Annotated in this window: 17 protein-coding genes and 1 riboswitch; of the genes, 6 read left to right on the forward strand and 11 right to left on the reverse strand. The window is 65.8% G+C overall.

Going from position 1 to position 20435, the window contains the following annotated elements; translation table 11 throughout:
- Nucleotides 1-303: 303 nt before the first annotated feature.
- Nucleotides 304-2190 (reverse strand): phosphomethylpyrimidine synthase ThiC, encoded by a 1887-nt coding sequence (thiC, locus tag ACSMEV_RS00920; protein WP_459206874.1) that lies wholly within the window; start codon nucleotides 2188-2190, stop codon nucleotides 304-306.
- A 150-nt stretch (nucleotides 2191-2340) separates the two neighbouring features.
- Nucleotides 2341-2447: riboswitch (TPP riboswitch) on the reverse strand.
- 147 nt (nucleotides 2448-2594) lie between these two features.
- On the opposite strand from thiC, the gene ACSMEV_RS00925 reads away from it, so the two are divergent.
- Nucleotides 2595-4031 carry a TolC family outer membrane protein gene (locus ACSMEV_RS00925; RefSeq protein ID WP_459206875.1) on the forward strand — a complete coding sequence of 479 codons (1437 nt, stop codon included), beginning with the start codon at nucleotides 2595-2597 and terminating at the stop codon, nucleotides 4029-4031.
- A gap of 138 nt (nucleotides 4032-4169) precedes the next feature.
- On the opposite strand, the gene waaA is transcribed toward ACSMEV_RS00925, so the two are convergent.
- Nucleotides 4170-5441 carry a lipid IV(A) 3-deoxy-D-manno-octulosonic acid transferase gene (gene waaA, locus ACSMEV_RS00930; protein ID WP_459206876.1) on the reverse strand — a complete coding sequence of 424 codons (1272 nt, stop codon included), beginning with the start codon at nucleotides 5439-5441 and terminating at the stop codon, nucleotides 4170-4172.
- Between the two features lie 101 nt (nucleotides 5442-5542).
- Nucleotides 5543-6433, reverse strand: a complete 891-nt coding sequence (locus tag ACSMEV_RS00935) for a LysR family transcriptional regulator (protein WP_459206877.1) — start codon at nucleotides 6431-6433, stop codon at nucleotides 5543-5545.
- Between the two features lie 85 nt (nucleotides 6434-6518).
- Between ACSMEV_RS00935 and ACSMEV_RS00940 the strand changes: the two genes are divergently transcribed.
- The 4 genes from ACSMEV_RS00940 to ACSMEV_RS00955 all read left to right on the forward strand — a co-directional run bounded on the left by ACSMEV_RS00940 (nucleotide 6519) and on the right by ACSMEV_RS00955 (nucleotide 9905).
- Nucleotides 6519-6851, forward strand: a complete 333-nt coding sequence (locus ACSMEV_RS00940; protein WP_459206878.1) for a DMT family transporter — start codon at nucleotides 6519-6521, stop codon at nucleotides 6849-6851.
- 73 nt (nucleotides 6852-6924) lie between these two features.
- Nucleotides 6925-8100, forward strand: coding sequence for an NAD(P)/FAD-dependent oxidoreductase (locus tag ACSMEV_RS00945; RefSeq protein ID WP_459206879.1), 1176 nt, complete (start codon nucleotides 6925-6927; stop codon nucleotides 8098-8100).
- Nucleotides 8097-8909 (forward strand): aldo/keto reductase, encoded by an 813-nt coding sequence (locus ACSMEV_RS00950; protein ID WP_459206880.1) that lies wholly within the window; start codon nucleotides 8097-8099, stop codon nucleotides 8907-8909. The genes ACSMEV_RS00945 and ACSMEV_RS00950 overlap by 4 nt, the downstream gene beginning before the upstream one ends.
- A gap of 33 nt (nucleotides 8910-8942) precedes the next feature.
- Nucleotides 8943-9905 carry a metal ABC transporter ATPase gene (locus ACSMEV_RS00955; protein ID WP_459206881.1) on the forward strand — a complete coding sequence of 321 codons (963 nt, stop codon included), beginning with the start codon at nucleotides 8943-8945 and terminating at the stop codon, nucleotides 9903-9905.
- 7 nt (nucleotides 9906-9912) lie between these two features.
- Here the strand turns inward: ACSMEV_RS00955 and ACSMEV_RS00960 are convergent, their stop codons facing one another.
- From ACSMEV_RS00960 to msbA, 7 genes are all read right to left on the reverse strand, one after another.
- Complete coding sequence (locus tag ACSMEV_RS00960; RefSeq protein WP_459206882.1) at nucleotides 9913-10716, reverse strand: hypothetical protein; 804 nt, start codon at nucleotides 10714-10716, stop codon at nucleotides 9913-9915.
- A gap of 54 nt (nucleotides 10717-10770) precedes the next feature.
- Nucleotides 10771-11463: a hypothetical protein gene (locus tag ACSMEV_RS00965; RefSeq protein ID WP_459206883.1), complete on the reverse strand. Its 693-nt coding sequence runs from the start codon at nucleotides 11461-11463 to the stop codon at nucleotides 10771-10773.
- A gap of 4 nt (nucleotides 11464-11467) precedes the next feature.
- Nucleotides 11468-12442 (reverse strand): glycosyltransferase, encoded by a 975-nt coding sequence (locus ACSMEV_RS00970; protein WP_296266108.1) that lies wholly within the window; start codon nucleotides 12440-12442, stop codon nucleotides 11468-11470.
- 52 nt (nucleotides 12443-12494) lie between these two features.
- Nucleotides 12495-13916, reverse strand: coding sequence for a bifunctional D-glycero-beta-D-manno-heptose-7-phosphate kinase/D-glycero-beta-D-manno-heptose 1-phosphate adenylyltransferase HldE (gene hldE, locus ACSMEV_RS00975; RefSeq protein ID WP_459206884.1), 1422 nt, complete (start codon nucleotides 13914-13916; stop codon nucleotides 12495-12497).
- A 126-nt stretch (nucleotides 13917-14042) separates the two neighbouring features.
- Nucleotides 14043-15443 (reverse strand): PIG-L deacetylase family protein, encoded by a 1401-nt coding sequence (locus ACSMEV_RS00980; protein ID WP_459206885.1) that lies wholly within the window; start codon nucleotides 15441-15443, stop codon nucleotides 14043-14045.
- Between the two features lie 3 nt (nucleotides 15444-15446).
- Complete coding sequence (locus tag ACSMEV_RS00985) at nucleotides 15447-16346, reverse strand: GNAT family N-acetyltransferase (RefSeq protein ID WP_459206886.1); 900 nt, start codon at nucleotides 16344-16346, stop codon at nucleotides 15447-15449.
- Entirely contained in the window at nucleotides 16340-18160 is a 1821-nt protein-coding gene (gene msbA / locus ACSMEV_RS00990) for a lipid A export permease/ATP-binding protein MsbA (protein WP_459206887.1), read from the reverse strand. Before msbA ends, ACSMEV_RS00985 begins: the two co-directional genes overlap by 7 nt.
- A gap of 131 nt (nucleotides 18161-18291) precedes the next feature.
- Between msbA and ACSMEV_RS00995 the strand changes: the two genes are divergently transcribed.
- Nucleotides 18292-18966, forward strand: coding sequence for a BUD32 family EKC/KEOPS complex subunit (locus ACSMEV_RS00995; protein WP_459206888.1), 675 nt, complete (start codon nucleotides 18292-18294; stop codon nucleotides 18964-18966).
- Here the strand turns inward: ACSMEV_RS00995 and ACSMEV_RS01000 are convergent.
- A complete protein-coding gene (locus tag ACSMEV_RS01000; RefSeq protein WP_459206889.1) occupies nucleotides 18963-20405 on the reverse strand; it encodes an ArnT family glycosyltransferase in 1443 nt (480 codons plus the stop codon). The genes ACSMEV_RS00995 and ACSMEV_RS01000 overlap by 4 nt on opposite strands.
- Between the last annotated feature and the right edge of the window lie 30 nt (nucleotides 20406-20435).

Raw genomic sequence — 20435 nt, forward strand, 5'->3', positions numbered from 1 at the left:
ACGTTCAGGCACCGCGATCCGTCAGGAAAACGGTGTGGCCTGGATCGGGCCGGCTGTGCCGGCCATCGCGACTGAAGTCGCTCCTACAAGGGGGTGCGGGTGGAACCGGCCAACATGGCTGATCGGAGCGCCGAACCGGTCGCTCCTACAGAAATGTGGGGGTTTGGGACTACAGCATCTTCCTGTGGGAGCGGCCGGTTCGGCGCCCCGATCAGCCGCGATGGCCTGCCACGCAGGCCCAACCCAGCCGCCGCGATCCGCCAGATCAGCGGCGTGGTCTGGAAGGGGTTGCTCCCACCTGGATCAGACCTTCTGATACAACTGGCTACCCTCCTGACGGAAGCGTTCGGCCTGCTCGCGCATGCCCTCTTCCACCGACACGTCCACCGCGTCGATGCGCAGGTTGGCCGCGTACTCGCGCACCTCCTGGGTGATCTTCATCGAGCAGAACTTCGGCCCGCACATCGAGCAGAAGTGCGCCACCTTGGCCGACTCCTTGGGCAGCGTCTCGTCGTGGAAGGCCCGTGCGGTGTCTGGGTCCAGACCCAGGTTGAACTGGTCTTCCCAACGAAATTCGAAACGCGCCTTGGACAGCGCGTTGTCGCGGATCTGCGCGCCCGGATGCCCCTTGGCCAAGTCCGCGGCATGGGCGGCGATCTTGTAGGTGATGATGCCGGTCTTGACGTCGTCCTTGTTCGGCAGGCCCAGGTGCTCCTTGGGCGTGACGTAGCAGAGCATGGCGCAGCCGAACCAGCCGATCATCGCTGCACCGATGCCCGAGGTGATGTGGTCGTAGCCAGGCGCGATGTCGGTGGTCAGCGGGCCGAGGGTGTAGAAAGGCGCCTCGTCGCAGCATTCCAGCTGCTTGTCCATGTTCTCCTTGATCAGTTGCATGGGCACATGGCCCGGGCCTTCGATCATGCACTGCACGTCGTGCTTCCAGGCGATCTTGGTCAGCTCGCCGAGGGTTTCCAGCTCACCGAACTGCGCAGCGTCGTTGGCGTCGGCGATCGAGCCCGGACGCAGGCCGTCGCCGAGCGAGAAGCTGACGTCGTAGGCCTTCATGATTTCGCAGATGTCTTCGAAGTGGGTGTAGAGGAAGTTCTCCTTGTGATGGGCCAGGCACCACTTGGCCATGATCGAGCCGCCCCGGCTGACGATGCCGGTGACGCGCTTGGCGGTCAGCGGCACGTAGCGCAGCAACACGCCGGCGTGGATAGTGAAGTAGTCCACGCCCTGCTCGGCCTGCTCGATCAGCGTGTCGCGGAAAAGCTCCCAGGTCAGGTCTTCGGCCACGCCGCCGACCTTTTCCAGGGCTTGGTAGATCGGCACCGTACCGATCGGTACCGGCGAATTGCGGATGATCCATTCACGGGTTTCGTGGATGTGCTTGCCGGTGGAGAGGTCCATGACCGTGTCCGAGCCCCAGCGGATGCCCCAGGTCAGCTTGGCCACTTCCTCTTCGATGGAGGAACCCAGTGCGCTGTTGCCGATGTTGCCGTTGATCTTCACCAGGAAGTTGCGGCCGATGATCATCGGTTCGAGTTCGGTGTGGTTGATGTTGGCGGGAATGATCGCGCGGCCGCGGGCCACTTCATCGCGGACGAACTCGGCGGTGATCTCCTTGGGAATGCTGGCGCCGAAGCTGTGCCCGGCGTGCTGCTGGTCGAGCAGGCCGGCGGCGCGTGCCTCTTGCAGCTTCATGTTCTCGCGGATGGCGATGTATTCCATCTCGGCGGTGACGATGCCCTTGCGCGCGTAGTGCATCTGCGACACGTTGGCGCCGGCCTTGGCCCGGCGCGGGTTGCGCACGTGGTTGAAGCGCAGGCGGGTCAGTTCGGGGTCGTTCAGGCGCTGTTGGCCGAAGTGCGAACTCAGCCCGCCCAGGCGCTCGGTGTCGCCGCGGTCGTCGATCCAGGCCGAGCGCACGTCACCAAGACCCTTGCGCACGTCGATGGTGACGTTGGGGTCGGTGTAGGGGCCGGAGGTGTCGTAGACCAGCACTGGCGCATTGGGTTCGCCGCCGAAGTCGGTGGGGGTGTCGTCCAGGCTGATCTCGCGCATCGGCACGCGGATGTCCGGGCGCGAACCCTCGACGTAGACCTTGCGCGAACGGGTGAAGGGTTGCACCGATTGCCGGTCGACCTGGGCTGATTCGCTGAGGTGGAGGGTATTTTGTTGTTTGCTCATCACGGCTTCTCCAGACGGTTTCCTGCGGGCGGAATGTCGGGGAAGAACCTGAAAGAAGCGGACGCACTTGTGGGCAAGTGCAGTGTCGGATGGGGGGCGCAATGAGTCTGAGCTGCGACGATCCCGGATTCGACACAAGATCTCGCCGGGAAAGCGAGCAATCTTGTTCCCTACGCAGGCGTTAACCTGATCAGGTTCAACGGGATCCGGAACTATCCGATCTCAGCCTTCGATTCAAGGCACCCCGACAAGAACGCGTGCAGTCTAGACTCAAGCGGCCGCCAAAGCCAAGCGGGCCGGCACTGCGCTGACCGAAGGCATGCTGACGATTGTTGCTGCCCACGCACGGCACTACACTGCCCCTTTTTCACTTTTCAACGGTTCAGAAACTCAAGGAACGCCCCATGCTGCGCAAACTTTCACTGGCGCTTGCCGTGTCTTGTGCCTCCCACGCTGCGGCCGGGGCAGTGGACGTGCCGATGACGGTGAAGACCGATCTGATCAGCGTCTACCAGCAGGCCGCCGGCAACAACGCCGACCTCGCCGCCGCTCGCGCCGACTACGGCGCCCGCCGCGAGATCGTGCCCCAGGCCCGGGCCGGCCTGCTGCCGAACCTGTCGGCCGGCGCGGAAACCATGAACACCCGCACCCAGCTGGACGAGCCGGCGCTCACCACCAACCGCAGCGGCAACCTCTGGTCGGCCACGCTCTCGCAGCCGATTTTCCGTGCCGACCGCTGGTTCCAATTGCAGGCCGCGCACGCGGTGAGCGAACAGGCTGCGCTGGAGCTGTCGGCCAACGAGCAGAACCTGATCCTGCAAAGTGCGGAGAATTACTTCAGCGTACTGCGCGCCCAGGACAACCTGGCCGCGACCAAGGCCGAGGAAGCCGCCTTCAAGCGCCAGCTCGACCAGGCCAACGGCCGCTTCGAGGTGGGCCTGTCGGACAAGACCGACGTGCTGCAGGCCCAGGCCAGCCACGACACCGCCCGCGCCAACCGCATCGTCGCCCAGCGCCAGGTCGAAGACGCGTTCCAGGCCCTGGTAACCCTGACCAACCGCGAATACGGCGCGTTGCAGGGCGTGGTGCACACCCTGCCGGTGCAGGTGCCGATACCCAACGACGCCAAGGCCTGGGTCGAAACCGCCGGCCGGCAGAACCTCAACTTGCTGGCCAGCAACCATGCCGTGGAAGCCGCCGAGGAGACCCTGCGCCAGCGCAAGGCCGGGCATGCGCCGACGGTCGACGCCGTGGCGCGCTACCAGAAGGGCGACAACGACAGCCTGGGCTTCAGCAACCCTTCGCCGTTACCAGGCGTGCGCTACGGCGGCGACGTGGAACAGACTACGGTCGGCCTGCAACTGAACATCCCGATCTACAGCGGTGGGCTGGTCAGCTCGCAAGTGCGCGAGGCCTACCAGCGCCTGACCCAAAGCGAACAGCAGCGCGAAAGCCTGCGCCGCCAGGTGGTTGAAAACACCCGCAACCTGCACCGCGCGGTCAATACCGACGTCGAGCAGGTACAGGCGCGCAAGCAGTCGATCATTTCCAGCCAGAGCGCGGTGCAGGCCACCGAAATCGGCTTCGAGGTGGGCACGCGCAACATCGTCGATGTGCTCGACGCCCAGCGTCAGCTGTACAACTCGGTGCGCGACTACAACAACAGCCGCTACGACTACATCCTCGACAACCTGCGCCTCAAGCAGGCGGCCGGCACCTTGAGCCCCCAAGACTTGCAAGATCTGGGGCGCTTCCTCAAGCCCGACTACAACCCCGACAGGGATTTCCTGCCGCCGGACCTGGCGCGGGAAGCGGCGAAGAACTTCGAACGCAAGTCTTGAGGGGTCGCCGCCTGCAAGGGCGGCTTTCCCAGCCGCAGCGGTCGCTCCGCAGCCAAGGCTTCGGCCGGTGCGCACAGGGCGCGGGCCAAGGCGCCCCGTCACGGTCGGTACCGGCGCTGCCATCTGCTGACTACGAAACTAGCGCATCAGCCCCGCAATTCCTTCCAGCAACCGCCGCAACGCCCCTTGATTGGCCTGCATCACCGCCCTGCCCGCCTCGCCCATGTGCTGGGCCTCTTGCGGCGACTCGATCAGGCGCAGCACCGCCTGGGCCAATTCCTGGGCGTCCTCGACCTGCTGCAGCGCCCCGGCTTCGCACAACATCGCGCCGATCTCCAAAAAGTTGAACACGTGCGGCCCCATCAGCACCGGCAGGCGCAATGCCGCCGGCTCCAGCGGGTTATGCCCGCCGCGCTCGACCAGGCTGCCGCCGACGAAGGCGATGTCGGCCAGCGCATAGAGGAACAGCAACTCGCCCATGCTGTCGCCGACCAGCACCTGCGTTTGTGCAAGCACCGGCTCGCCGCTGGAGCGGCGTACGCTGGTAAAGCCTTCGCGGCACTGCGCCGCCACCGCATCGAAGCGCTCGGGATGGCGCGGCACCAGGATCAGCAGCGCGTCGCCATGGGCCTGCAATACGCGCCGATGGGCCTCCAGGATCGACGCATCCTCGCCCTCGTGGGTGCTGGCGGCGATCCACACCGGGCGCTGGCTGGCGCCCCATTGCGCGCGCAGCGCCTGGGCGCGGGGCAAGAGCTGTTCGTCGATCTTCAGGTCGAACTTGATCGAACCGGTGACCCGCACGCACTCGGGCCGTGCACCCAAGTCGCGGAAACGCTGCGCTTCGGTTTCGGTCTGCACGGCGATCAGGCTCATGGCGCCGAGCATTGGCCGGGTCAACTTGGCGAAACGCGCATAGCCACGGGCCGAGCGCTCGGACAACCGCGCATTGGCCAGCGCCACCGGGATGCCACGTTTGGCGCATTGGTGGATGAGGTTGGGCCACAGCTCGGTTTCCATGATGACACCCAGACGCGGCTGCACCCGGTCGAGGAAGCCGCGTACGGCCCACGGCAAGTCGTAGGGCAGATAGCAATGCTGCACCCGGGGTTCGTCGGCGAACATCGCGCGGATGCGCTCGGAGCCGGTCGGGGTCATGCAGGTCAGGGTGACCGGCAGATCCGGGTAGGCCTCGAGCAGCGCTCGGACCATGGGCGCGGCGGCGATGCTCTCGCCCACCGATACCGCATGCACCCATATGCCGCCGGGCGCCATGCCTGGCAGGTCACGGGCGAAGCGCTCGCCGACGCGTTCGGCATACGCCGGAGCCTTGCGCGCGCGCAGATACAGGCGCAGCGCGAGCAGCGGCAGGCCCAGGTGAAACAGCAGGGTATAGAGGGTTCTGTTCATGGCGGAGAAGTCTACCCGATCGCGTACGCAGGCAGGACGGTGCCGAGTCGAGCAGCGTCAAGCGCCATAGGCTCGAAGCCCGCCCCTGCCTTCGACCTCGTCTAGCCGATGGCGCGCAAATGCCTGGCGAAGCGTTCGGCCAGCCATTGCGCCGCCGGGCCCAACGGCTGGTCGCGGCGCCAGGCCAGCTCCACCACCAGCGCCGGCGGCCACCATTCGCTGTCGAGCTCGACCATCTGCGCCTGGTACGTGGGGTACTGCACCACATGGCGCGGCAGCCAGGCCCAGCCCAGGCCGCGCATCAGCAGTTCGGCCATGGCGTAGAAGCTGTCGGCGCGCCACACCTGCGGGCTGATCGCCTCGCCGCCGGGGTAGCCGCTCTGCTGTGGTGTGACCAGCAACTGCCGGTGGCGGGCCAACTGTTGGCGGGTGACGCGCTTCTGCCCGGCCAAGGGGTGTCCGACGGCGCACACCGTGACCATTTCCACACTGCCCAGGGCACGCCGTTCGAGCGAGGCGGGAATGTGTTCGTGGTGGAAGAACAGCCCGAGGTCCGCCTGGCGCTCGGCCAACTTGCGCGCCACATCGCCCTGGGCACCGCTGGCCAGTTGCACTTCCAAGGTGGGAAAGCGAGTGGCCAGCTCGTCCAAGCTGTCGATCACCGGCTGGTACGGCATGGCTTCGTCCTGGGCCACGCGCAGCAGCGCTTCCTGCCCGCGCATCAAGGCTAAGGCGTGGCCTTGCAGGTGCTCGCACTGGCGCAACAGTTCTCGGGCATCCTCGACCAGGGCGCTGCCGTTTTCCGTGAGCCTGGGCTGGCGGCCGCTGCTGCGCTCGAACAGGATCACGCCCAGGTCCGCTTCGAGCAGCGCGATGGCATTGCTCACCGCCGACTGCGCCCTGCCCTGTTCGCGTGCCACGGCGGAAAACGAGCGCAACTGCGCGACCCGCAGAAACGTGCGCATCTGTTCCAGGCTCCAGCGTTCGACCATCTACCTATCTCCTTTGCAGATAGGTAATGACTTTACCGCATCCAAGCCCGCTCTAGAATGAGTGGCTTCCCACGGAGAAACGTCCATGAACGCCTACACCTGCCTCGCCATCGCCATCTGCGCCGAAGTCATCGCCACCGCCTCGATGAAAGCCGTCAAAGGCCTGAGCACTCCCTTGCCGCTGTTGCTGATGGTGGTCGGCTACGGCATCGCCTTCTGGATGCTGACCCTGGTGGTGCGCACCGTGCCGGTGGGCATCGCCTATGCCGTGTGGTCGGGGTTGGGCATCGTGCTGATCAGCATCGCGGCGCTGGTGATCTACGGTCAGAAGCTCGACCTGGCGGCCATGCTCGGCATGGCGATGATCGTCGGCGGCGTGGTGGTGATCCAGGTGTTCTCCAAGACCACCGGGCACTGAGCCGGCGGGAAAAGGTCGCGGGCGCAAGCGGGGCTGTATACTGCGCGCCTTGTCTTAACTGTGAGGGCCTTCCATGCCAACCGCCTTGTCCACCGACATCCTCATCGTCGGCGCCGGAGTCGCAGGCCTGTGGCTCAACGCCCGCTTGCGGCAGCTGGGCTACTCGACCCTGTTGGTGGAACGCGCCACGCTGGGCGGCGAGCAGACCATCAAGTCCCAGGGCATCATCCATGGCGGCACCAAGTACGCCCTGCATGGCGCGCTGAGCGGCGCGTCCGAAGCGATCTCGGACATGCCGCGGCGCTGGCGCGAAGCGCTGGCCGGCACCGGCGAGCTGGACCTGAGCGCCACCCGCCTGCTCTCCGAAGCCCATTATCTGTGGTCGCCCGGCACCCTGGCCGGCAATCTCACCAGCTTCTTCGCCAGCAAGGCCGTGCGCGGCCGGGTCGATCAGGTCAAGGGCGAGCAACTGCCTCCAGCCCTGCAAGACCGCGCCTTCAAAGGCAAGGTGTACCGCCTGGCCGAGCTAGTGGTGGACGTGCCCAGCCTGCTGAGCAACCTGGCGCACCTGGCCGGCGACAGCCTGCTGGCGGGCGAGCGGATCAGCCCGCTGCGCGAAGGCGACGAACTGGTCGGCCTGCAGGTCGACGACCGCGCGATCAAGGCGCAGCGCATCGTGCTCAGCGCCGGTGCCGGCAGCGAGCGACTGCTGCGCGAGCTGGGCCTGCAGCAGCCGAGCATGCAGCGCCGCCCCCTGCATATGGTCATGGTCAAAGGCCCCAACCTCAAACCGCTCTACGCCCACTGCCTGGGTGGCGGGCCGAAACCGCGCATCACCGTCACCAGCCACCCGGCCGCCGACGGCCAGTGGGTCTGGTACCTGGGCGGCGACCTGGCCGAAGCCGAAGGCGTGGCCCGCGAGCCGGCGGCGCAGATCGCCGCGGCGCAAAAGGAAATCGCCCATCTGCTGCCCTGGGTCGACCAAGCGCCGCTGCGCTGGGCCACCCTGCGCGTGGACCGCGCCGAGCCGGCCCAGTCGGGCCTGGTGCGCCCCGACAATGCCTTCCTCGCCGAACAGCAGCGCCTGTTGGTGGGCTGGCCGACCAAGCTGGCCCTGGCGCCGGACTTCACCGACCGCGTGCTGGCCAGCCTGCGCCGCGACGGTATCGTGCCGAGCACGCATGAGGTGCCTGCCGATCTGCCGCGCCCCGCAGCAGGCGTCCCGGCCTGGGAGCAACTGCTGCCATGAGCCTGCCGACCCTGCACGACCATCACCGCGCCTTGGGCAGCACCGGCCTGCGCGTCTCGCCCCTGGGCCTGGGCACGGTCAAGCTGGGCCGCGACCAAGGCGTCAAGTACCCCACCGGCTTCACCATCCCCGACGACGACGCGGCGCGCCGGCTGCTGGCCCAGGCCCGCGAGCTGGGCATCAACCTGATCGACACCGCCCCCGCCTACGGCCGCAGCGAGGAACGCCTCGGCCCGTTGCTGCGCGGCCAGCGCGACGACTGGGTCATCGTCAGCAAAGTCGGTGAGGAATTCGACGCCGGCCAGTCGTACTTCGACTTCAGCGCCGCACACACCCGCCGTTCGGTGGAGCGCAGCCTCAAGCGCCTGGAAACCGATCGCCTGGAGCTGGTGCTGGTGCACTCGGATGGCAACGACCTGGCGATCCTCGAACACGAAGCGGTGTACGAAACCCTCGCGGCACTCAAGCAGGAAGGCAAGATTCTCGGCTACGGCCTGTCCGGCAAGACCGTGGCCGGCGGCCTAAAGGCCTTGGAGCGAGGCGACTGCGCGATGGTCACCTACAACCTGGCCGAGCAGAGCGAGCGCCCGGTGCTGGACTACGCTGCCGCACAGGGCAAGGCGATTCTGGTGAAAAAAGCCTTGGCCAGCGGGCACGTTTGTCTGTCGCCAGGTGTCGATCCGGTACGTGCCAGCTTCGAACTGTTGTTCGCCCACCCAGGCGTCGACAGCGCGATCGTCGGCACCATCGACCCGCTGCACCTGGCCCACAACGTGGCCACCGTGGCTCGCATCCTGAGCCAGCGCTGACGTGCCCAGACGGGCGAAGGTAAGGAGAAGCCCGTGGCAAGAACGTTGATCCGCAAGAACCCCAGCAACTTCAAGACCCTGCCCCTGCACGTCGAGGCCAGCCCCGAGGGGCTGAGCTACAAAGCCTTGGGCATGCCGCTCAACTTCAGCCAGCTCCTGCAGCGGCGCAAGGCCATCGAGGTGGCCGACCCCGAGCGCTTCAGCGTGGATTTGGCCAACCTCGGCGTGTCGGTGCGCCTGACCCTCAACTGGCAGAACCGCGACTATTGGGTGCTGGTCCGCCAGCGCCGCCAGGACCGCGGCGATGTGGTGCTCAAGCTGATTTCCGGCTACGTGCCGGCCCACGAACTGAACTTGCCGCTGCACACCGCCATCCAGGAAGTGGCCGAAGAGTGCCTGCTGGAAACGCCTGAAGGCTGGTTGGGTGGGCGCTTCAACGACACCTGGCTGCCGACGCCCTATGCCGCGGCCCTGCACTACCGCGAATCGCCGTCCTTCCTGCTCACCCCGGCTTCGGGCGCGGCGCTGCCGGTGCAATGCGCCAACCTGACCCTGCAAGAGCGCCCGCGCGCCTACGTCCACCTGCCCACCGCCTCCTTGCAGTTGGTCTACGACATGCGTTTGGACGTGCCCAGGGAAGCCAAACCGCTGAGCCTGTTCCACGTCGACGAACGGCTGGTCGGCGATCAGCTGGTGGCCAGGCTCGACCGCAAGCGGCCTGACCTGTACCTCATCCCGCTCGAAGACGGCCAGCCGCTGGCCGAGCTGTACACCTTGCGTCGCGGCGAGCTGGTGCCCGCCAGCACCCGTGGCCTGCACCTGGCCGAAAGCTTTGCCCTGCAGCAGGGTTGGGTGGTGAATGAGGAACGTATCCGCTGGAAGGATTGGTTGCGCCAACAGGGCCTAGAGCCGTCCCGCGACCCGAACCGCCTGGGTACGCTCGCACGCAAGGCTCGCGGCTTGGTGCGGCGGATGCGCAGCGCCTTGCGCCCTTGACCGCGACTTAGCGCCGGCGCTTGTCCCACCAGGTGCGCCAGCGCGCGTAGAGATGGAAGTAGCGATTTTCACGCTTGCCCATGCCACGCTTGGGCGAAAACGACTCGTCCACGAATTCGCCATGGATGCGCACACGCGAGGCAGTGGTGGGCAGCGTGCAGACGCGTGCGCCGGCCTCCTGCAACGCGAACTTCAGCAGCCGTTCCGAATGCAGCTTGCGTCCTGTGGCTTGGCAGAAGCGAAAGATCGCCTCGACCCGATTGCCATAGGCCGGGTAGATGTCCCGTCCACAGACCGCGAAGCGGTCGTTGAGCCCGCCCCACCATTGCCAGTCCGGGATGTAGGCGTTCAGCCGCCTGGCTTCGGGGTGGTCGAAGAGGTAGCTGGGCAGGGGCGAGTGATAGAAATTGTCCGGGCGCACGAACACCACGAAGTCCGGCTCGAATTCGCTCGCCATCTGCGTCACGCAGCGCAGCGAGTGCAGCTGGAACACCAGGTTGCGCAGCGAAGCATGGTTGTCGCCCCAAGTGTCGCCTTGGGCCTTGATGCGCTCGAAGTCCCACTGTTCCAGTACACCCTCGGTCGAGTCCAGCCGCCCGGTCATGCTCGCGAAGGGCGCATAGTTGTCCTGCAGCAGCGCGCCGTTTTCGCCGGAACGGGCGTTGTGCACTGCGTCGAGCTGGTATAGGTGATAGAACGTCTTGACGGTGCAACCCGCGGGGATCCGCGCCAGCACATTCTGCTCGATGGACGGGAAGCAGATGGCCGAGTTGCGAGGAATACCAAAGAACGCGACGGCGACTTTCAACACGCGGTTACCTCTGTGACAGATGGAAGGCAAAGGGACGCACGCAGCGGTCCAGGCTCAGCAACGACGCCATAGCTGCCACCACTTGCGCCGCGCCTTCAACTCCACCACGTCGATGTCGGCCTGGAGCAGCCAAGCGCGTTCGTAAGCCCAGGCATGTCCGCTCCAGAGCTTGCCGGCTTCGTTGGAGAACCCCAGCGTGAGCATCGCGTAGTCGAACCCTGGCTGCCGGCGCAACGTGTCCAGTACGACCAGTGCGTTGAAGCCGGTGGACGGCCCGACGAAGCGCTTGCCATCGGGCCGCGTCGTTGGGTAGTTCCACAGCGGCGGCAAGGGAATGCGTTCGTAGAACAGGCTGACGCCGGGCAGAGGGCACAGCGGCGTCGTGCAGCCGACCAGCACGGTGAAGTGGCACGCACGGTCGGCACGTAGCCAGTTCGGCAGGTCGGCGCGCATCGGCAGGCCGAAGAAGTAATGATCCGGCGCATTGTAGCCATGCACCAGCACCTGATGAGTGCGCGCGTCCAGCAGACCGCCTTTGAGGCAGGTATTGAAGCTGACCACCACATCGCGCGCACCAAGCTGCAACGCCTGCAGGTCGGCAGCGGTGATGGCGGGGTTGTTGGCCAGCAACAGCACCCGCTCGGCCTGGGACAGACAAGCCTTGAGCTCGTCGGACAGGCAGGCGAACACATCCTGGTCGCCGCCGGGCCGTGCATCCAACTGCATGTCCGTCCGTTCGAGCGTCATCCGTTCACTCCGCCACGTCCATGCCGAAGCGCCATTTCACCCAGGCCCGGATCAACAGCGAAGGCCGCGACCAAGGCCGCATGGGCTTTTCGATCTGCTCGGCCAAGTCCTGCCCGACGCGGCTGAAGCCATAGTGCTGACGGACGAACGCTTGGCCGTTGGCAGCGATGCGGGCAGCCTGCGCCGGATGCTGTTGGAGCCACTGCAGCTTTTCGATCGCCTCCTCCAACGAGCGGTAGAACACCACGTTTTGGCCATCCTCGAAGCCCAGCAGCCGATCCTCTTCACCCTGGCTCCAGGCCAACAGCACGCAACCACAGGCCATGGCTTCGAAGTTCTTGATCATGAACTCGCCCATGCCGATGTCGGCACTGACGAAGACCTGGATGCGGTTGAGCATCTGCAGGTATTCCTCGCCCGAACCGGTACGCGTCACCAGCAGGCCGGTTCGCTCGGCCAGGGTTTCGAGCATGGCCTTGCGCTGACCGTACTCGCGGCTTTTCAGGCTGCCTAGAAAACCGGCCGGGATGTCACGCGGCAGGCCCAGGTTATCGAGCATTCGATCATCGTAACCCTTGGAGACGAACACGGCGTCCAGACCTTCGGCCTGCATGCGTCTGGCCACCACCGCGCCCGAGACCAGCGCACGTGACCAAGGCAGGCGCCGGTACAGGCGCGAATAAACGTGGCGGTACTTACTGGAGGGCATGTAGTTCTGATAGGCATCGTGCTCCAGGAACACCAGCCCCGGAATGCAACGCAGCACCGCCCACTGCGGGGCCAGGCGCTTGACCCGCGAAAAGATCACGATGCGGTCGAAGCGCTGGTACTGCACCGATGCGAGAAACGGCCCCAAGTTCATCTGCTGCTGCTTGCTCAGCCGATGGATGACGCAGTCTTCGCAGGCCTGTTGGACGATCTCGTAAAGGCGATCGAGGATGACGCGCTGCTCATCCATGACCAGTAACATGACTTTCATACGTTCATCTATCGCTGTTCGTGAAACGCTCGTGGGCTTGCGGTTGGTGCAATCACCGGCTGCGAATCTTTTCCACGATGGAAGTGGTCGAGCTGTTCTCCACCAGACCGAGCACCTGCACCGTCCCGCCGTAGGCATGCACGATTTCGGCACCGACCACTTGCTCGACGCCGTAGTCGCCGCCTTTGACCAGCACGTCCGGACGCACCTCGGCCAGCAGGCTCTCGGGCGTCGACTCGGAGAAGCTGATGACCCAGTCGACCGCCCCCAGCCCCGCCAGGACCGCCATGCGTCGATCGACGCTGTTGATGGGCCGGCCAGGGCCCTTGAGCCGGCTGACCGAGGCGTCGTCGTTGACCGCGACGATCAGGCGGTCGCCAAGCGCTCGCGCCTGCTCGAGGTAGGTCACGTGCCCGGCATGCAGAATGTCGAAGCAGCCATTGGTGAACACGATGCGTTCGTTGTGGGCGCGTGCGTCGTCGATAGCCTGCAGCAGTTGTTCCAGGCTCAGCACGCCACGCTCCGACCCCTCCTCGCGCTGAATGGCGCGGCGCAGTTCCGGAGCACTGATGGCGGCGGTGCCGAGCTTGCCGACCACGATGCCTGCGGCCAGGTTGGCCAGGCCGACGGCGCAGGGCAGGTCCTCGGCGGCGGCGATGGCGGCGGCCAGGGTCGAGATCACGGTGTCGCCCGCGCCGGTCACGTCGAACACTTCGCGCGCGCGGGCCGGCAGGTGCAGGGGTGCTTGCTCGGGGCGCAACAAGGTCATGCCATGCTCGCCACGGGTGACCAGCAGCGCACCCAATTCAAGCTCGCTCATCAGCTTGGCGCCCTTGGCCACCAAGTCGGCTTCGTCCACGCAATGGCCGACGATGGCTTCGAACTCGGCCAGGTTGGGGGTGATCAGGCTGGCGCCGCGGTAGATCGAGAAGTCCTTGCCCTTTGGGTCGGCCAGCACCGGAATGCGCCGCGCCACGGCGGCCTGGATCAGCGCCTGGTGGTTCTTCAGCGCGCCTTTGCCATAGTCGGAGATCACCAGCACCTTGACCTGGTCGAGCAGCGCTTCGACGCTCTGTTGCAGGGCCTGGGTGTCGGTGTCGAAGGCTTCTTCGAAATCGATGCGCAGCAGTTGCTGGTGACGGCTCATGACCCGCAGCTTGAGGATGGTCGGCTGGTGTTCGATGCGCTGCAGCGCGGCCTTGACGCCGGCAGCTTCCAGGCTGTTGGCCAGGCTCTCGGCCGCTTCGTCCTGACCGGTGACGCCGACCAGCAGGGCCGGTGCGCCGAGCGCCGCGATGTTGAGGGCGACGTTGGCCGCACCGCCCGGACGGTCCTCGATCTGATCGACCTTGACCACCGGCACGGGTGCCTCTGGAGAGATGCGCGAAGTACCGCCATGCCAGTAACGGTCGAGCATCACATCGCCGACCACGAGTACGGGAGCCGATTCGAAACGCGGCATGGTTAACTTCATGGACAACCCACAGACAGAAAGGAACAGGGCGGCGATAGTAGCACAGGCTGGCTTTACGGCCTCAATGGCGCACCGACGAAGGCGCTGCCGGACGGCCACGCAGGCCGCTCGGGGCAGCAGACCGATTCACTCGTCCAGGCGCCGCACCCAGAGCAGTTCATGGCGGCGCACGGCCTTGCGGAAGAACTCGTCCTCGCCGGTCACCGGCCAACGGCGACCGGCCAACAGCCACTGGATCGCACGACGCAGGCGTTTCTTCAACGGCGGGCGCCCCTGCAGGTCGTGCTGCATGCGCAGGGCCATGGCCTTGTCGAGCTGGGCCTGGGCATCCAGCACGGGACTCCAGGGCGCGTCGCGCACCGGCGCCTCGATCACTGGCGGCAACGCGACCCCGGTACCGGCATCGCCCATGGGCCAGCGGTCGTTGTCGTGCAGGTGGTTGGCATAGAGCAAGGCGACCTCGGGTTTCCAGTCGCCTTCGGCGATGGCCTGCTGGAGCGCACGGGTGGTGGCCTGGTGGTCGGCGTGCGGGTCGAGTTCGGGGTGCGGCATCACCACGACCTCAGGCTGAAAATGCTGCAGCAGCGCTTTCAGGTCGGCGACCAGGTTGTGCCAGGTAGGCAGGCCATCGGCGTCGCCTGGTAGCACCAACGGATTGGCCAGACGCGCCGAGCGAATGTCGGATTCGCCGGATTCGAGAGAGCCGAAGGGGCTGTTCGGGGCCTCGGCCATGGCCGACAGGCGCAGGCAGTAGTAGCCCAGTTGCACACAGCGCTCGGCCGGCACGCCGCCCCAGAGCGGAATCGCCAGGCTGTCCCAGGTGCGCAGACGGCCCTTGAGCCGTGCGGCACCTGCCGCGTCCAGGCCCAAGGCGCGATACGCCTGGGCTTCGATCTCTCCTTGGGTGAGGGTCACGATGCAGGCTTCGCGCGCCCGGCTGTAAAGCCCGAAACTGGCCAGCTCGGCGTCGTCGGCATGGGGCGCGAGCACCATCACCCGGCGTTGCGCATAGTCGGGATTGTGCTGCACATGCAGCACGCCGTCGGCCGAGATGCGACAGAACCGTGTGCGTAGGGTCAAGGTCCCGGCTTCGAGCGCCGCACGCTGGCCGGACAGGTTCAGGTAGCGCCGGCCCGCCACGCCCCGCTCGAAAGTCTGGCGGTCGTCGCCGATCAGCACGCTAGGGTCGATCAGACGACCCAGCCAGCTGGCTTTCAGCGTGACCTCCAGCACCAGCGTCTCGCCCTCGGCCAAGGGTCGATCGAGCCGCACCTGGGGTGTCGTGCGAACCGGCTGGCGCGCGCCGCCCGCTGCGTCGAAGGCATAGTGGTAGTCATCGCTGGGGCGGTAGAACAGGTGGTCGGCGAACCAGGCTTCGTGGGCGACCCAGACCAGCACCGCGAGCACGGGCACGGCCCAGAGCCCCAGCAGGGCGCCGGCCACGGCGAGCAGCGCGGCGACGGCCAGCAGCGTCAGCCGCTTGGCCCGTCGGTGCGCCTTGAGCAAGGCCTGCTTTCGGTTACTCACCCGTCACGTCCTCTGGTAGACCTGAGCGGTATGGCACCACCGCTCTTTGTACTCACGATCGGCACGGCCGAACGAATAGCGCAGCGACTTACCCAGCGCACGGGCGGCGTCCCATTCGGCCTGGGTGTTCACATAGCTGAGCACGCTGCCAGGGCTGAAATCCCGACTCTGGGGGTCTACCCCGCCGTTGACGTACTCCACCGAGACCCAGGCGGGCGCCTCTACCTTGTAGAGCACCTGGATGGCTACCGGAGCGCCGTCGAGCTCAACCACCGCGCCGGTCATGAACTCGCGCAGCCGTGTGAACACCTCTTCCAGGTGCGCAAGGCCCGGTGCCGGGAAGCTCCAGCGGCGCTGGAACAGGTCGGCATAGTAACCCGCCAGTTCGGCGGACGAGAACGCCTGGACCGGTTTCAACGTGCCGCCGGCCTCCTCCAGCAGGCGTTGCTCACGACGCTGGTTGTAGCGAAACTTCTTGGAGTAGTCCTCCGGAGCCCGAGCCAGAGCCAGCGCTTCGCGTTGTAGCCTGAGCGTTGGAAAGCTCGCCTGGTTGAGCGCCGACACGTAGCGCGCCTGTTGGCGCAACGGCACCTGTACGTCCGGGCTGGCGGGCAATATGACCTCGGCGTTGCCAAGGTCGAACAGCCCCTTCAGGCCACGGCGCTTGAGGACGTCCTTGGACAATGCCAAATGCCGCCCCCAGCAGGGCACGGCGGCGACGATCTCGCCGGCGACTTCCCAGCCCAGGTAGCGCACCGGAATGCCGGCCAGGTCGGCCAGACGCTCCACCACCTGAGGGTGGGTGGCGACGCTGCCGCCCCAGCGGCTCCATGCCTGGGCATAGGCCTGGGCATCGATGTTCGACCAACCGCGCTCGCGCCAGGCGCGCACCCGATTCAGCACGGCTCGACGCTCGGCGCAGGCGCAGCGTCCGGGCCATCCTCGAACTGTTTGGCGTGCAGGCGTGCGTAGTGACCGTTGCGCGCCAGCAATTCGGCGTGGGTGCCGCGTTCGACGATGCGACCCTCGTCCATGACCAGGATCAGATCGGCTTTCTCGATGGTGCTCAGACGGTGCGCGATTACCAGGGTGGTGCGGTTGTTCATGACCTCGTCCAAGGCGCTCTGGATATGGCGCTCCGACTCCGTATCCAAGGCCGAGGTCGCCTCGTCGAGGATCAGCAGCGGTGCGTCCTTGAGCAGTGCCCGGGCGATCGCCAGGCGTTGCCGTTGGCCCCCGGAGAGCAACACCCCGTTTTCGCCGACCAGGGTCTGGTAGCCCTCGGGCATACGCTCGATGAACTCGTCGGCGTAAGCGGCGGCGGCGGCCCGCTTGACTTGCTCGAGCGGCGTGCCGGCCAAGTCGCCATAGGCGATATTGTTGGCCACCGTGTCGTTGAACAGCGTCACGGCCTGGGTGACCAGGGCCGTGTGCCGGCGCAGGTTGTGCAACCGGTAATGCTGGATCTCTTCGCCATCGAGCAGGATCTGCCCCTGGCTGTGCTGGTAGAAACGCGGCACCAGGTTGGCCAGGGTGGACTTGCCGCTGCCAGAACGACCGACCAGGGCGACCATCTGGCCGGCCTCGGCCACGAAGCTGATGTCGTCGAGCACCTGCTTGTCGGTGCCGGGGTAGGTGAAGCTCAGGCCGCGCACCTCCAACCGGCCGCTCACCTGCTCAGGCGCCAACTGGCCTTCGTCACGCTCGGCCGGTTCGTCGACCTGCTCGAAGATGCTTTCCGCGCCGGCCACGCCTTTTTGAATGGTCGAGCTGACTTCCGACAGCTGTCGGATGGGCTTGGGCAGCAGGCCGGCCATGGTGATGTAGGCGACCAGATCGCCCGGCGAGGCGTCGCCGCGCAGGTACAACACCAGGAACATGACCACGGCCATGGCCGAATAGGTGACCAGTTGCAGCGTCGGCGTGTAGACCGCGCCGGTCTTGGTCATCTTCAGTTGCTTGTCGGTGTTGTTCTGGCTGGCCTTGGCGAAGCGTTGCTCTTCGTACTGCTCGCCGCCGAAACTGCGCACCACGCGGAAACCGTGGATGGTCTCGGAAGCCACATGGGTCACGTCGCCCATGGCCACTTGGATCTTCTTGCTCTGTTTGCGGAACTTGCGGCTGGTGCTGTTCACCATCACCCCGATCAGCGGGAGGATGGCCAGCATCACCAGCGTCAGTTTCCAGTTCATCCACAGCAGCGAAACGAACAGGAAAATGACCGTCATGCCTTCACGGATCACCACCTTGATGGCATCGGTAGCCGCACCCGTCACCATGGTGACGTTGAAGGTGATGCGCGAGATCAGGTGGCCCGAATTATTGTTGTCCAGGTAGGACATGGGCAGCTTGAGCAGCTTGTTGAACAGCAGCATGCGCAGGTCGTGGATCAACCCGAGCGAGACGCGCGCCAGGAAGAAGTTGCCCAGGTAGGAGCCGACGCCCTGCATCAAGGCGATCAGCACGATCATCAGCGGCACAGCCTGCAGCAGCTGTAGCTCGGGGAGCCAAGGATGACCGGCGAACAGCCGGGCTTCGGGATTGCCCAGGCCATCGACGAAGTACTTGAGGATGTAGGCCAGCATCGGCTGGGTCGAAGCGAAGATCAGAAAGCCCAGGATGCTTAGGAGGAACAGGCCAATGTAGGGCCGGACATAGCTCAGGAGGCGCAGGTAGATCGTGAGCGTCGATTGCGCTTGAGGGTCGGGTCGACTCATGGGTTTCCATTACATGACGGCGTAAAACGGCAATGGTATCACAGCCAAAACGGGGTCCGAATGAAGGTCGTCGGCCTCCCCTGCCCTTACAACTGCGATACCATGGCGGGCTAATTTGCCGAGGAAACGTCATGCAGCCATTGGACCACACCGCCTACCTGACCCTACGTGAAGGCGCACGCGTGATCGAGGCCGATGGCTCCGGCGACAAGGTGCTGCAGATGCCGGACGGACGCTTTCTCAAGCTGTTCCGGCGCAAGCGCTGGCTGACCTCGGCCGCTCTTTTTCCCTACGCCCAGCGCTTCGCCGACAATGCGCGGCGGCTACGCGTGCTGGGCATAGAGACACCCGAAGTGCTGGCGGTGTACCGGATCAAGAGCATCGAGCGCGACGGCGTCTACTACGCACCTCTGCAAGGTTCCACGCTGCGTCAGTTGGTCCAACAGAAAGTGGCCGACGACACCTTGCGTGAGCGTTATGGCGCCTTCGTTGCGCAGTTGCACGACCAGGGCGTGTATTTTCGCTCGCTGCATTTGGGCAACGTGGTCCTGACCCCGACCCAGGTGCTGGGCCTGATCGACATCGCCGACCTGAACCAGCGCAGGCTGGCGCTCGGGCCAAGCAAGCGGCTGCGCAACTTCCAGCACATGCTGCGCTACCGCGAAGACCGTGCCTGGCTGCGCGGCAGCGATGCGGGACAGGCGTTTCTGCGCGGCTATGCAGCGGCCTTGCCGCAAAGCCCCGGTTACGGGCGTTTGCTGACGCGGATCGCGGCGCTGCTCGCCGACACGCCGCACGTCGCTTAGGGGCCTAGCACCAGCACGGTGTCGCCCTTGCGGTTGGCGAAACTGGCCAGCACCTGCAGCCTGTGTTCATGCAGCCACGCTTCCAGCCAGGGCTCGTCGCGCTCGGCCTCGATCACGAAGTAGCGGTAGCTGCCTGCCAGCGCCGGCCCCATGGCGGCTTCGCGGGTCAGGTCGCTCAGTTCGTAACCACGCCCCGCGTAATAGCCGATGCGGCCGTCTTCATAGAAAATCGGCGCCTGCGCTGGCGTGTGCGCAGAGATCCAGTGGCCTGCCTCGACATAGTGGGTCTTGCGGGCGCCCAGCGAGATCACATTCGCCAGCATGGCCAGCACGCCGATCAGCGCCAACAGCTTGCCCAGACGCGGGTGCGCCCGATGGAACGCATGCAGTGCCATCGCCAGCAGCGGCACCAGCAACAGCACCAACAGGCTCAAGTAGCGGCTGTTCATGAACTGCGCACGGATGAAGAACACCATGAGCACCACCAGATACAGCAATGCCGTGAGCGCCAGAACCCGGTACTCGCGCCAGTAGCGCGCGAAGGCGGCCCAGGCGCGTCGGTCGAGAAACGCCAAGGCGCCTGGGCCCATGAGGCTGACGCACTTGATCAGCAGCGCGCCGCTCAAGCCGATGAAGATGATCCGCCCCGCTTCGTTGGCCGAATACTTGTTGATCAGCGAAGCGGCGAACTGATGGCTCAGCTGGGTGAAGGCTCCGAACAGACCGGCAGGCCGGACCAGCTCCAGGTAGTAGTCCAACCGACGCGCGTCGAGGGCGCCCCACCCGGCCAATACTGCGATACCCACGATACCCATCAAAGCCGGCAACCAGGCGATCTGGGCGAACCGGCGTCGCTGCCCAGCCGTCCATACTGCCGGCAACTGCCAGAGCAGCACGCATACGCCGACCAGGACCGCCTCGAGGCGAAACAGGCTGCCCAGACCGATGGCCACCCATACGGATGCGCCCAGCCCCCAACTGCCCCGCAACCGCCAACGCATGGCCAGCCAGAGCGCCAGGGTGCAGAAGAACCAGAAGCCGGACTCACGAATGATATCGCCGCGGAACTGGTTCACCGCCGGCATCGCCAGCACGATCCAGCAGGCCCAGTAGGCGGCCTGGGGAACACGCTGCCGAACCAGGTCGACCATCAGTGCGCACGTGCCTGCCGCGAACAGGATCGACCACAGGTAGGCGCAGTATTCCAGCGGTAGGCGCAGCAGCGCATGGGTCCCCGCCAGCAGCAGCGGATACCAGGGCCAATCGAAGCGCGACTGGACCCCTGCCAGGTCATGCTCGCCGGCCTGTCGTGCCAGATCCAGGTAAAAGGCCCCGTCGCGCCCGACCGTCACCACACCGAGGATGGCGATGATCGACAGCACCACACTGCCCAAGCCAGCCAGCAACACAGGGTCGAAACGGTCAAGGATGCGCAACACGGAAGATTCGGGACGGACGGAGGAGCGTTC

Source organism: Pseudomonas sp. MLB6B (genome assembly GCF_054508135.1).